The sequence below is a fragment of the Pseudomonas sp. AFG_SD02_1510_Pfu_092 genome, from assembly GCF_003331055.1.
Classification (GTDB): domain Bacteria; phylum Pseudomonadota; class Gammaproteobacteria; order Pseudomonadales; family Pseudomonadaceae; genus Aquipseudomonas.
This window is the reverse complement of record NZ_PUQD01000037.1, coordinates 1-12,269: the sequence shown is the minus strand read 5'-3', so window position 1 is coordinate 12,269 and position 12,269 is coordinate 1. Positions and strand designations below refer to the sequence as shown.

Here is a 12,269-nt window from a genome sequence, read left to right as displayed (position 1 = left end):
ATGGCAACGCTCGAACTTCGCAATGTGAACAAGACCTACGGCAGCGGCCTGCCGGATACCCTCAAGGACATCCAGCTGTCGATCAAGGATGGCGAATTCCTGATCCTGGTCGGCCCGTCGGGCTGCGGCAAATCGACCCTGATGAACTGCATCGCCGGCCTCGAGCAGATCAGCGCTGGCGCGATCCTCATCGATCAGCAGGATGTCAGCGGCATGAGCCCCAAGGACCGCGACATCGCCATGGTGTTCCAGTCCTACGCGCTGTACCCGACCATGAGCGTGCGCGAGAACATCGAGTTCGGCCTGAAGATTCGCAAGCTGCCCCAGGCCGCCATCGACGAGGAAGTGGCGCGGGTAGCCAAGCTGTTGCAGATCGAGCACCTGCTGGCGCGCAAGCCGGCGCAGCTGTCCGGTGGCCAGCAGCAGCGCGTGGCGATGGGCCGGGCACTGGCGCGGCGGCCGAAGATCTACCTGTTCGATGAACCACTGTCCAACCTCGATGCCAAGCTGCGCGTCGAGATGCGCACCGAAATGAAACTGATGCACCAGCGCCTGAAAACCACCACGGTGTATGTCACCCACGACCAGATCGAGGCCATGACCCTGGGTGACAAGGTGGCCGTGATGAAGGACGGCATCATCCAGCAGTTCGGCACCCCGCAGCAGATCTACAACGACCCGGCCAACCAGTTTGTCGCCAGCTTCATCGGCTCACCGCCGATGAACTTCATCCCGGTGCGCCTGACCAAACAGGATGGTCGCGTGCTGGCGCTGCTCGACAGCGGCCAGGCGCGCTGCGAGCTGCCTCTGGGGCTGGCTGCCGACGAACTGGAGGGCCGCGAGATCGTGCTGGGTATCCGCCCGGAACAGATCGCCCTGGGCGCCGCCGAAGGCAACGGCCTGCCGGGCATCCGCGCCGAAGTAGAGGTGACCGAGCCCACCGGGCCGGACCTGCTGGTGTTCGTCACCCTCAACCAGACCAAAGTGTGCTGCCGCCTGGCGCCGGATGTGGCGTGCCGGGTCGGTGACAGCCTGAACCTGCAATTCGACCCGGCACGGGTGCTGCTGTTCGACGCCGCCAGCGGCGAGCGCGTGCACCTGGGCACAACTGCGGCAACCGTAATGGACAACGTGGCGCACTTCAAAGGCCGATAACCCGTCTACACCATCAATAAGAAAAAAGAGGACGTATAGGGATGGAACAACGCAAACGCATCAGGACATTGGGCTCGCTGGCCTTGCTGGCCATCGTCGGCAACAGCGGCGTGCAGGCAGCCGAGGCCTTTTCCAGCGAATCGAAATGGATGACCGGCGACTGGGGCGGCACCCGCACCGAACTGCTGGAAAAGGGCTATGACTTCACCGTCGATTACGTCGGTGAAGTAGCCGGCAACCTGCACGGCGGCTACAACGACGACAAGACCGCGCGCTACAGCGACCAGTTCGCCCTTGGTGCGCACCTGGACCTGCAGAAGATCCTGGGCTGGCACGACGCCGAGTTCAAGCTGGCGATCACCGAGCGCAGCGGCCGCAACCTGTCCAACGACCGCATCAGCGGCCCGCGCGCCGGGCAGTTCAGCTCGGTGCAGGAAGTGTGGGGCCGTGGCCAGACCTGGCGCCTGACGCAGATGTGGGTCAAGCAGAAGTACTTCGACGGTGCGCTGGACGTCAAATTCGGCCGCTTCGGCGAAGGCGAGGACTTCAACAGCTTCCCCTGCGACTTCCAGAACCTGGCGTTCTGTGGCTCGCAGGTAGGCAACTGGGTCGGCGGCATCTGGTACAACTGGCCGGTCAGCCAGTGGGCGCTGCGGGTGAAATACAACATCAACCCGGAATTCTTCGTCCAGGTCGGTGCCTTCGAACAGAACCCGTCCAACCTGGAGACCGGCAACGGCTTCAAGCTCAGCGGTAGCGGAACCAAGGGCGCGATCCTGCCGGTGGAAGCGGTGTGGTCGCCCAAGGTCAACGGCCTGCCGGGCGAATACCGCCTGGGTTATTACTACAGCACGGCCAAGGCCGACGATGTCTACGACGACATCAATGGCAACCCGCAGGCGCTGACCGGCGAAGCCTTCAAGTCGCACTCCAGCAAGCATGGCTGGTGGGTGGTGGCGCAGCAGCAGGTGACCGCCCACGGTGGTGACGTCAACCGCGGCCTGAGCCTGTTCGCCAACTTCACCGTGCACGACAAGGCCACCAACGTGGTGGATAACTACCAGCAGGTTGGCCTGGTCTACAAAGGCGCCTTCGACGCCCGGCCGAAGGACGATATCGGCTTCGGCGTGGCGCGCATTCATGTGAATGACGATGTGAAGAAGCGCGCCGAACTGCTCAACGCCCAGAGCGGCCTCAACGATTACGACAACCCCGGCTTCGTGCCGCTGCAACGTACCGAATACAACGCCGAGCTCTACTACGGCTTCCATGTCACCAACTGGCTGACCGTGCGGCCCAACCTGCAATACATCAAGAGCCCCGGCGGGGTGGATGAGGTGGATAACGCGCTGGTCGCAGGCTTGAAGATTCAGTCGTCATTCTAAGGGCAATTGTTGTAAATTTACGCCAATCCCTTTTCGGTACTATCTCGTCAATCGGCACCCACTGCCCTGCAGTGGGTGTCGGGGATAGACCGAGACAGCGCTATCTCAAACAACAAGAGCTCTGAACCATGCCCGAACATCCGCTCCATCGCTTCTTCACCTCGCAGCGGCCACGGCCGACCTTCGAGTGGGAGCGTTACCAGCAGCGCGATGTACTGATCATCGACCACCCCCGCTGCCAGGCGGTGTTCAGCCGCCAGGGCGCGCAACTGCTGCACTTTCAACCGGCGGGTGAGCGGCCCTGGCTGTGGTGCGCCGAGCAGTGGCCGCAAGTGGGCGCGATTCGTGGCGGTGTGCCGGTGTGCTGGCCTTGGTATGGCCGCCACCCTAGCGAAGACTTGTGGCCGGCCCATGGCTGGGCGCGCCTACTGGACTGGAAGCTGGTGGTCAGCCGCGAGGACGAGGAGGGCGTGACCCTGAAGTGGCGGCTGGACCTATGCGACTGGCAGGTCGACCTGCAGGCGCGGCTGGGCAGCCGCATGGAGCTGAGCCTGAGTACCGAACACCAGGACAGCGAGCCCTGCCAGCTGAGCCATGCCCTGCTGGCCTACTGGCGTATCAGTGACGTTTCCGAGATAGCGCTGTCCGGGCTCGAGGATATCGAAGGCTACGACCGCCTCAACCGCCAGGCCTGCCGCGAGGACGGCGCGCTGAAGCTCAAGGGCGGCTGCCAGAAGGTCTACCCCGGCACGCCGCGCGTGCAACTGCAGGACCCGGCCTGGCAGCGTGAGCTGTGCATCGACACCGGTGACAGCGACGACACGGTGGTGTGGCACCCGGGCAGTCGCCCGCTGATGGGTGTGACCGGCCGCGAATGCCAGCACTTCGTCTGCGTCGAGGCCGCCAGCGGCAGCGGCGAGGGCCTGAGCCTGGCGCCCGGGCAGCGCGCGCACCTGCGCTTGCAGGCGCACCGGCTCAGTTGAGTTCGTCGTCCTCGATCGGGTAGCGGCTGGCGTTGAGGCTTTCCTTGATCTTGCGCAGGTGCGGCTGGAAGTCCACGCCGCGGCGCAGGGTCATGCCGGTGGCGAGCACATCGAGCACAGTCAGCTGGATGATCCGCGAGGTCATTGGCATGTAGATGTCGGTGTCTTCCGGCAACGGGATGTGCAGGCTCAGGCTGCAGGCATTGGCCAGCGGCGAGCCGGCGGCAGTCAGGCCCAGTACCGAGGCGCCGTTTTCCCGGGCCAGGCGCGCCACATCGACCAGTTCGCGGGTGCGCCCGGTGTAGGAAATGATCACGAACAGGTCACCGGTGTGCGCCACCGAGGCCAGCATGCGCTGCATCAGCACATCGGCGTGGGCCGACACCGCAAGGTTGAAGCGGAAGAACTTGTGCTGGGCATCGAGGGCCACCGGCGCCGAGGCGCCCAGGCCGAAGAAGTGGATCTGCCGGGCCTGGATCATCATGTCCACGGCACGGCTGACCTGCTGCGGGTCGAGTTGCTGGCAGGCGCTGTCGAGCGAGGCGATGGCGCTGGCGAAGATCTTTTGGGTGTAGGCCGCCGGGTCATCGTCGGCCTCTACCGCACGGCTGACGTAGGCCGCGCCGCTGGCCAGGCTCTGCGCCAGCTGCAGCTTCAGCTCGGGGTAGCCGCTGACGCCGAACGAGCGGCAGAAGCGGTTGACGGTCGGTTCGCTGACCTTGGCCGCCTGGGCCAGCGCAGCAATGCTGAAACGGGTGGCTTGTTGCGGGTTGAGCAGGATGACTTCGGCGACTTTGCGTTCGGCCTTGTTCAGCTCGTCGAGGCGTCCCTGGATCTGTTCCAGGAGGTTTCGCACGCGGTCCATGGGTGTGTCCTTGGGTCGGGAAGACAGCCGGCTGTGGGAGCAGCAGGCTTTTTGCACGGTCGTCTATCGTACTGTCGGTGCGGTTGACGTACCACTTGTCTGTAATGCTTGTGTGGAATGTTGTGGTTTTTACTACATTATCCCTTGAAAACCGTATGTGAAAGCGGTATTCCTAGACTAACTTTAGGAAAGAACCAACATCATGGCTGCGATCAGTGTCGAACCTTGCACCTTTGCCCTGTTTGGCGCCCTTGGCGACCTGGCATTGCGCAAGCTGTTTCCCGCGCTCTATCAGCTCGACCGGGCCAACCTGTTGCACCCGGATACCCGCCTGCTGGCGCTGGCCCGCGAGGCCGGTAGCGCGCAGCAGCACCTGGACAGCATCGAAGCGCATCTGCGCCGGCATGTGCCCGAGGCCGATATCGAACCCGCTGCGCTGGGCCGTTTCCTCGCCCGGCTGAGCTACCAGCACCTGGATTTCCTCCAGCCCGAGGGCTACCAGGCCCTGGCCGAGCAAACCCCGGCCGAGTTGCCGCTGATCGCCTACTTCGCCACCGCTGCGGCGGTGTACGGGGCCATCTGCGAGAACCTCGACAAGGCCGGCCTGGCCGCACGCACCCGGGTGGTACTGGAAAAACCCATTGGCCATGACCTGGAGTCATCGCGGCGGGTCAACGATGCCGTGGCGCGCTTCTTCCCCGAGAGCCGGGTGTACCGCATCGACCATTACCTGGGCAAGGAAACGGTGCAGAACCTGATCGCCCTGCGCTTCGCCAACAGCCTGTTCGAAACCCAGTGGAACCAGAATTCCATCTCCCATGTGGAGATCACCGTCGCCGAGAAGGTCGGTATCGAAGGCCGTTGGGGCTACTTCGACAAGGCCGGCCAGCTGCGCGACATGATCCAGAACCACCTGCTGCAGCTGCTGTGCCTGATCGCCATGGACCCGCCCAGCGAACTCTCCGCCGACGCCATCCGCGACGAGAAGGTCAAGGTGCTCAAGGCCCTGGCACCGATCACCGGTGACGGGCTGAGCACCCGTGTGGTGCGCGGCCAGTACATTGCCGGCTACAGTGACGGCAAGCCGGTACCCGGCTATCTGGAAGAAGACAACGCCAACGCCCAGAGCGACACCGAAACCTTCGTCGCCCTGCGCGCCGACATCCGCAACTGGCGCTGGTCCGGCGTGCCGTTCTACCTGCGTACCGGCAAGCGCATGCCGCAGAAGCTGTCGCAGATCGTCATCCACTTCAAGGAAACCCCGCACTACATCTTCGCCCCGGAACAGCGTTTGCAGATCGGTAACAAGCTGATCATCCGCCTGCAACCGGACGAAGGCATTTCTCTACGGGTGATGACCAAGGAACAGGGCCTGGACAAGGGCATGCAGCTGCGCAGCGGCCCGTTGCAGCTGAATTTTTCCGACGCCTGGCGCAGCGCCAGGATCCCGGATGCCTACGAGCGCCTGTTGCTCGAAGTGATGCGAGGCAACCAGAACCTGTTCGTGCGCAAGGACGAAATCGAATACGCCTGGACATGGTGCGACCAGCTGATCGCCGGCTGGCGTAACGCGGGCGATGCGCCCAAGCCTTATGCGGCGGGTTCGTGGGGGCCGATGAGCTCGATTGCACTGATCACACGCGATGGGAGGGCGTGGTATGGGGATATCTGAACTGAAACTGCCAGCGGTCGTGAACGTTCACGAACTGGCGGATGCCGCCGCGCTTGCGGCCACCCAGGCCCACGACGTCGCCGAACGTCTGCGGGCGGCCATTGCCGCCAAAGGGCAGGCTTGTGTGGTGCTGTCGGGCGGTCGCAGCCCGGTACCGTTCCTCGAGCAACTGGCTCGCGAAAACCTCGACTGGGGCAAAGTCACCGTCAGCCTGGCCGACGAGCGCTGGGTGCCGGTCGAGCACGCCGACAGCAACGCCGGCCTGCTGGCCCGTCACTTGTTCAAGGGGGCGGCGGCCAAGGCCCGCTTCGTTGGCTTGTACCAGCAGGCGGACAACCTCGATGCCGCTGCGGACAAGGCCGACCAGGCCCTGGCCGAGCTGCCGCCGATCGACGTGCTGGTGCTGGGCATGGGCGACGATGGCCATACCGCCTCGCTGTTCCCCGCCAGCCCCAACCTGCAAGCCGGCCTCGACCTGGCCAACCCGCGCCGCTGTCTGCCCTTGCTGGCACCGAGCGTGCCGCGCCAGCGCCTGTCGATGACCCGCTCGCTGCTGGCCAGTGCTGCTTTTACCGCGCTGGCCGTGCAAGGGCAGGGCAAACTCGCTACCCTGCGCGCCGCGCTGGCGGGCAGCGACCTTACTGAAATGCCGATTCGCGCTTTTCTTCACGACCCCCTGGACATCTACTGGTGCCCATGAGCCAAGGATCCACAATCATGACCACCCTCGAACGCCCACAGTCCATGCTCTCGATGGCCGACAAAGCCGCGCGGATCGACGCCATCTGCGAGAAGGCGCGCATTCTGCCGGTGATCACCATCGCCCGTGAGGAAGACATCCTGCCGCTGGCTGATGCCCTTGCCGCCGGCGGTATCCGTACCCTGGAAGTGACCTTGCGCTCGCAGCACGGCCTGAAGGCCATCCAGGTGCTGCGCGAGCAGCGCCCGGAGCTTTGCGTGGGCGCCGGCACGGTACTCGATCGCAGCATGTTCGCCGCGGTTGAAGCCGCGGGTGCGCAATTCGTCGTTACTCCAGGCATTACTCAGGACATCCTCGAAGCCGGCGTGGCCAGCGAAATCCCGCTGCTGCCGGGTATCAGCACGCCGTCTGAAATCATGATGGGCTATGCCTTGGGTTACCGCCGCTTCAAGCTGTTCCCGGCGGAAATCAGCGGCGGCGTGGCGGCGATCAAGGCCTTTGGCGGCCCGTTCGGCGATATTCGTTTCTGCCCGACCGGTGGCGTCAACCCGGCCAATGTGCGCAACTACATGGCGCTGCCCAACGTGATGTGCGTGGGGGGTACCTGGATGCTCGACAGCAGCTGGATCAAGAACGGCGACTGGGCGCGGATCGAAGCGTGCAGCGCGGAGGCGATGGCGCTGCTGGAGGGCAACTGAATTCGTTGTGTGTTTTACGGCTTATGGGGCGCTTGGTCGGCGCCCCTTTTTTTTGCCTGCAGGTTTTGCATCGCCAGTGCCGGCCTGTTCGCGGGCTCGCCCGCTCCCACAGGTTCTGCATAGTTGCTGAGTGCTGCATGATCCCTGTGGGAGCGGGCAAGCCCGCGAATAGGCCGACGCAGACCAACAAAAAAGCCCGCATCAACCGATGCGGGCTTCCTCTTTCATAGCGCTACGGCTCAGGCCGCCTTGGCTTCCTGCTGGCTCAGCGAGCGGTTCAGCGCGCTGAACAGCGCCTTGAAGCTGGCCGTGGTGATGTTTTCATCGATCCCCACGCCATGCACCGGGCGGCCACCGGCCACACGCAGTTCGATATAGGCCGCAGCCTTGGCATTGGTGCCCGCGCCAATCGCATGCTCGTTGTAGTCCATGATCTCCACGGCAATCGGCAGGCCGGCCACCAGCGCTTCCAGCGCGCCGTTGCCCTTGCCGCGCCAGTGCAGGGTGGTCTCGCCTTCACCGGCGACCTCCACTTCCACCGCGCTGTGGCCGTTTTCTTCCTGCAGGCGATGGCTGACCAGCGCGTAAGGGGCGTTGGCCTGGAGGTATTCCTTGTGCAGCAGGCTGTAGATCTGCTGGGCGGTCATTTCCAGGCCCAGGCGGTCGGTTTCACCCTGCACCACCTGGCTGAATTCGATCTGCATGCGGCGTGGCAGGCTGATGCCGTATTCCTGTTCGAGCAGGTAGGTGATACCCCCTTTGCCCGACTGGCTGTTGACGCGGATGACTGCCTCGTAGCTGCGGCCGATGTCGGCCGGGTCGATCGGCAGGTAAGGCACTTCCCACAGTTCGCCTTCCTGCTGCTTGGCGAAGCCCTTGCGGATGGCGTCCTGGTGCGAACCAGAGAACGCGGTGTGGACCAGGTCGCCCACATATGGGTGGCGCGGGTGCACCGGCAACTGGTTGCACTCTTCGACCACCTTGCGCACGCCGTCGATGTCGGAGAAGTCCAGCAGCGGGTCGATGCCCTGGGTGTAGAGGTTCAGCGCCAGGGTCACCAGGTCGACGTTACCGGTACGCTCACCGTTGCCGAACAGGCAGCCTTCGGCACGGTCGGCGCCGGCCATCAGGCCCAGCTCGGTGGCGGCGATGCCGGTGCCACGGTCGTTGTGGCAGTGCAGGCTGATGATCACGCTGTCGCGGCGGCTGACGTTACGGCAGAACCACTCGATCTGGTCGGCGTAGATGTTCGGCGTCGACACTTCCACGGTGGCCGGCAGGTTGAGGATGATCTTGTGCTCGGGGGTCGGGTTCCACACCTCGATCACCGCATCGCACACTTCCTTGGCAAATTCCATTTCGGTGGCGCTGAAGGTTTCCGGCGAGTACTGGAAGGTCCAGTGGGTTTCCGGCTGCTGGGCAGCGTACTTGACGAACAGCTTGGCCGCGTTCACCGCGATGTCCTTCACGCCTTGCTTGTCCTGGTTGAAGACGATGCGGCGGAACGACGGGCTGGTAGCGTTGTACAGGTGGACGATGGCCTTTTTCGCCCCGCGCAGCGACTCGAAGGTGCGGGCGATCAGGTCTTCACGGGCCTGGGTGAGCACCTGGATGGTGGTGTCGTCCGGGATGTGGCCGTCTTCGATGAGCGTGCGCACGAAGTCGAAGTCGGTCTGCGATGCGGACGGGAACGAGGCTTCGATCTCCTTCACGCCGACCTGCACCAGGGTCTTCCAGAAACGCAGCTTCTTCTCCGAATCCATCGGCTCGATCAGCGACTGGTTGCCATCACGCAGGTCGGAGCTGCACCAGATCGGCGCGGCGGTGATGGTTTTCGACGGCCAGGTGCGGTCTGGCAGGTCGATGGTCGGGAAGGCGCGGTACTTCTTCGAAGGGTCTTTGAGCATGGTCATGGAAGCAATCCTTTTGTGTGCGGCCGAGATCGGGCCTGCCGAGCGATAACGAGATGAAGAGGCGAGGCGACGCGATTCAGCCTGGTAGTCGAGCGCTGACCAGGCAGAGGCTGCGATGTTGTCGGAGCAGGATGAGGGTGCTGAAGGTTTTCATGCCCTCAACCCTAACCAGTGGGTTGGGGGATGGCAAGCATTCGAAAAAAATTGAGAGGAATGCTTAAAAAAAGCGCTTTGGCGAGATTTTATGGCCGGATTTTTCGGGGTGGTTGCTGATTGTTGCGCGGTATTTTTAGAAGGCGCAACACGCTTGAACTGCTGTCGACTGGCTGGCTCCTTCGCGGGTGAACCCGCTCCCACAAGGGCAGCGCTGTTGCTGTGGGAGCGGGTTTACCCGCGAAGAAGCCAGCACTGCCAGCGCAAATCTCAGGGCTGAAACGCCCCAATGAAGATTGCCGGATCCACCCGCGCATCGTTCAGGCTGACATTCCAGTGCATGTGCGGCCCGGTAGCCCGCCCGGTCGAGCCCACCCGCCCCACCACATCACCCCGGCGCAACTGCTGCCCCAGCTGCACATCGATCTTCGACATATGGCAGAACATGCTGATAAAGCCCTGGCCATGGTCGACGAACACCGTGCGGCCGTTGAAGAAGTAGTCACCCAGCAGAATTACCTTGCCATTGGCCGGGGTCTTGATCGGCGTGCCGGCCGGTACGGCGAAGTCCAGCCCGGCATGCGGGTTGCGTTCTTCGCCATTGAAGAAGCGCCGCACGCCGAACTTGCTCGACAGCGGGCCATTGACCGGCTTGTCGAGGACCAGGTTGCTCGGCAAGGTCGGGCTGAAGCTGCGGTAGGCCTTGATCTGCTCGGCCAGTTCGCGGTCGATGCGCTTCAGGTCCGCCGGGTTCGGGTTGACCTGGCGGGTGTTCTTCAGGGTGATGCGCTGCTCGGGGTACTTTTTACTGCCTACCGTGAACGGCAGGCTACGGCCGCCCTGGTTCAGTACTGCGGTGCCGGGCTTCTGCGTCAGCGGGATGCCGACGATCGCCAGCCAGCTGTCCTGCTCTTTTACCACCAGCACCGGCTTGCCGTCGAAGCTGGCACCCGGCGCGGTGGTGGCGGGGCCGAGGTCGACCACCGCCACGCCGCCGGGTACCGGCTTGTTCAGCGTGCGGGTGATGTAGCTGGCCTGGGCGCCGCCGGCCAGCAGCAACAGGGAAAGGGCAAGCAGGGGCGCGAACAGGCGGGGCATGTGTCAGTCCAGAAGTGAAAGGGTGACCGGAGTCAGGTGGTTGTCTTCGACCCGCACCCGCAGCTCGCCCTGGTTCAGGCGGGCGGTCAGGCGCTGGCCATTGCGGGTCTGTTCGGCGCTGCGGATAGCCTGGCCCTGTTCGTCCAGCAGAATGCTGTAGCCGCGGGCTAGGGTGGCCAGCGGGCTCACTACCTGCAGTGTCTGCAACTGCGCCTGGAAGCGCTGGCGGCGGTCCTTTAACACTTCGCGCATGGCGCGCGGCAGGCGTTCGGCCAGGCTGTCCAGGCGCTGGCCCAGCAATTTCAGGGTGCGCCCCGGGTGCTGCGCAGCCAGGCGGGTATCCAGGCGGGCCAGCAGTTGATGGCGCTGGTTGAGGTTGAGCATGAACGCGCGGCGCAGGCGCATGTCCAGGTCATCCAGGCGCTGAGCCTGCTGGCGCAGGCGCTCGCCCGGGTGGCGCAGGCGCCGGGCCAGCGACTCCAGGCGCAGGCGGTCGTGGCTCAGGCGGTTCTGCATGCGCAGCAGCAGGCGCCGTTGCAGGCCATCCAGACGTTGCTGCAGGCCGCTGCTGTCGGGGGCCAGCAGCTCGGCGGCGGCAGACGGCGTGGGGGCGCGCACATCGGCAACGAAGTCGCTGATCGAGACATCGGTTTCATGGCCCACGGCGCTGACGATCGGCGTGACGCAGGCCGCCACGGCCCGCGCCACGGCCTCTTCGTTGAAGCACCACAGGTCTTCCAGCGAACCGCCACCACGCGCCAGGATCAACGCATCGAAACCGAGGCTGTCGGCCAGGCGAATGGCGCGCACGATCTGCGCGATGGCTTCGCGGCCCTGCACGGCGGTGGGGATCAAATTCAGTTCCACCTGCGGAGCGCGGCGGCCGAACACACTGATGATGTCGCGGATCACCGCGCCGGTGGGCGAGGTGATGATGCCGATGCGCTGCGGGTGGGCAGGCAACGGCTGCTTGCGTTCGGCGCTGAACAGCCCCTCGGCAGCGAGTTTTTCCTTCAGCGCCTCGAAGGCCAGGCGCAGGGCGCCATCACCGGCCGGTTCGACAGTGTCGAGAATCAGCTGGTAGTCGCCGCGCCCCTCGAACAGCGAAACCTTGCCGCGCACCCGCACCGCCAGGCCGTCACGCAGGGCCTGGCGTACCCGGGTGGCGTTCTGCCGGAACAGCGCACAGCGCACCTGGGCGCCGCTGTCCTTGAGGGTGAAGTACATGTGGCCGGACGCCGGGCGGGCGAGGTTGGAAATCTCGCCTTCCACCCACACGCTGCGGAACACATCCTCCAGCAGTACGCGGGCGCGACCGTTGAGCTGGCTGACGGTGAGGACCTCGCGGTCCAGGCCGAGTCGTTCGAAAGGGTCTCTGATCATGCCGCGCATCATAAAGGACATCGGGTCCGGTTGTCTGTCCCGCCTCTGTCGCGGTTCTCTGCTGTGGGAGCGGCTTTAGCCGCGAACACCGGCGTAGCCGGTGCCAGCCACCGCGTTGAATTCTTCGCGGGTAAACCCGCTCCCACAGGTACTGCGCTGGTTTCGGGCTTAAACGGTACCTGTGGGAGCGGCTTTAGCCGCGAACACCGGCGCAGCCGGTGCCATCCACCGCGTCGCCTGCTTCGCGGGCTTGCCCGCTCCCAC

General features: G+C 64.4%; 10 protein-coding genes. 6 read left to right on the top strand and 4 right to left on the bottom strand.

Features of this window, described 5'->3' with window-relative positions; all coding sequences use genetic code 11:
* The 3 genes from ugpC to C6A77_RS16200 all read left to right on the top strand — a co-directional run bounded on the left by ugpC (position 1) and on the right by C6A77_RS16200 (position 3,523).
* A complete protein-coding gene (gene ugpC, locus C6A77_RS16210) occupies positions 1-1,155 on the top strand; it encodes a sn-glycerol-3-phosphate ABC transporter ATP-binding protein UgpC (protein WP_114170376.1) in 1,155 nt (384 codons plus the stop codon).
* A 41-nt stretch (positions 1,156-1,196) separates the two neighbouring features.
* Positions 1,197-2,540 carry a carbohydrate porin gene (locus C6A77_RS16205; protein ID WP_114170375.1) on the top strand — a complete coding sequence of 448 codons (1,344 nt, stop codon included), beginning with the start codon at positions 1,197-1,199 and terminating at the stop codon, positions 2,538-2,540.
* Between the two features lie 128 nt (positions 2,541-2,668).
* Entirely contained in the window at positions 2,669-3,523 is an 855-nt protein-coding gene (locus C6A77_RS16200) for a D-hexose-6-phosphate mutarotase (protein ID WP_114170374.1), read from the top strand.
* On the opposite strand, the gene hexR is transcribed toward C6A77_RS16200, so the two are convergent.
* Positions 3,516-4,379 (bottom strand): DNA-binding transcriptional regulator HexR, encoded by an 864-nt coding sequence (gene hexR, locus C6A77_RS16195; protein WP_172830949.1) that lies wholly within the window; start codon positions 4,377-4,379, stop codon positions 3,516-3,518. The two genes, C6A77_RS16200 and hexR, sit on opposite strands and share 8 nt — an antisense overlap.
* Positions 4,380-4,590: 211 nt before the next feature.
* Between hexR and zwf the strand changes: the two genes are divergently transcribed.
* The 3 genes from zwf to C6A77_RS16180 are packed head-to-tail and all read left to right on the top strand — an operon-like array spanning position 4,591 to position 7,458.
* Complete coding sequence (gene zwf, locus C6A77_RS16190) at positions 4,591-6,060, top strand: glucose-6-phosphate dehydrogenase (protein WP_114170373.1); 1,470 nt, start codon at positions 4,591-4,593, stop codon at positions 6,058-6,060.
* Entirely contained in the window at positions 6,047-6,760 is a 714-nt protein-coding gene (gene pgl, locus C6A77_RS16185) for a 6-phosphogluconolactonase (RefSeq protein WP_114170372.1), read from the top strand. The genes zwf and pgl overlap by 14 nt, the downstream gene beginning before the upstream one ends.
* A gap of 17 nt (positions 6,761-6,777) precedes the next feature.
* The gene (locus tag C6A77_RS16180) at positions 6,778-7,458 is read left to right on the top strand and encodes a bifunctional 4-hydroxy-2-oxoglutarate aldolase/2-dehydro-3-deoxy-phosphogluconate aldolase (RefSeq protein ID WP_114170371.1); all 681 of its coding nucleotides are present in this window, start codon (positions 6,778-6,780) and stop codon (positions 7,456-7,458) included.
* Between the two features lie 239 nt (positions 7,459-7,697).
* Here the strand turns inward: C6A77_RS16180 and leuA are convergent, their stop codons facing one another.
* From leuA to xseA, 3 genes are all read right to left on the bottom strand, one after another.
* Complete coding sequence (leuA, locus tag C6A77_RS16175; protein ID WP_114170370.1) at positions 7,698-9,371, bottom strand: 2-isopropylmalate synthase; 1,674 nt, start codon at positions 9,369-9,371, stop codon at positions 7,698-7,700.
* Positions 9,372-9,794: 423 nt separating this feature from the next.
* Positions 9,795-10,622 carry a M23 family metallopeptidase gene (locus tag C6A77_RS16170; protein ID WP_114170369.1) on the bottom strand — a complete coding sequence of 276 codons (828 nt, stop codon included), beginning with the start codon at positions 10,620-10,622 and terminating at the stop codon, positions 9,795-9,797.
* A gap of 3 nt (positions 10,623-10,625) precedes the next feature.
* Positions 10,626-12,005, bottom strand: coding sequence for an exodeoxyribonuclease VII large subunit (gene xseA, locus C6A77_RS16165; RefSeq protein ID WP_114170404.1), 1,380 nt, complete (start codon positions 12,003-12,005; stop codon positions 10,626-10,628).
* Positions 12,006-12,269: the final 264 nt, after the last annotated feature.

Bases quoted from the DNA above. Each gene is read 5' to 3' on its own strand.
- xseA (WP_114170404.1), bottom strand. From the start codon at position 12,005: ATGATCAGAGACCCTTTCGAACGACTCGGCCTGGACCGCGAGGTCCTC.
- zwf (WP_114170373.1), top strand. From the start codon at position 4,591: ATGGCTGCGATCAGTGTCGAACCTTGCACCTTTGCCCTGTTTGGCGCC.
- C6A77_RS16200 (WP_114170374.1), top strand. From the start codon at position 2,669: ATGCCCGAACATCCGCTCCATCGCTTCTTCACCTCGCAGCGGCCACGG.
- ugpC (WP_114170376.1), top strand. From the start codon at position 1: ATGGCAACGCTCGAACTTCGCAATGTGAACAAGACCTACGGCAGCGGC.
- leuA (WP_114170370.1), bottom strand. From the start codon at position 9,371: ATGACCATGCTCAAAGACCCTTCGAAGAAGTACCGCGCCTTCCCGACC.
- C6A77_RS16180 (WP_114170371.1), top strand. From the start codon at position 6,778: ATGACCACCCTCGAACGCCCACAGTCCATGCTCTCGATGGCCGACAAA.
- pgl (WP_114170372.1), top strand. From the start codon at position 6,047: ATGGGGATATCTGAACTGAAACTGCCAGCGGTCGTGAACGTTCACGAA.
- C6A77_RS16205 (WP_114170375.1), top strand. From the start codon at position 1,197: ATGGAACAACGCAAACGCATCAGGACATTGGGCTCGCTGGCCTTGCTG.
- C6A77_RS16170 (WP_114170369.1), bottom strand. From the start codon at position 10,622: ATGCCCCGCCTGTTCGCGCCCCTGCTTGCCCTTTCCCTGTTGCTGCTG.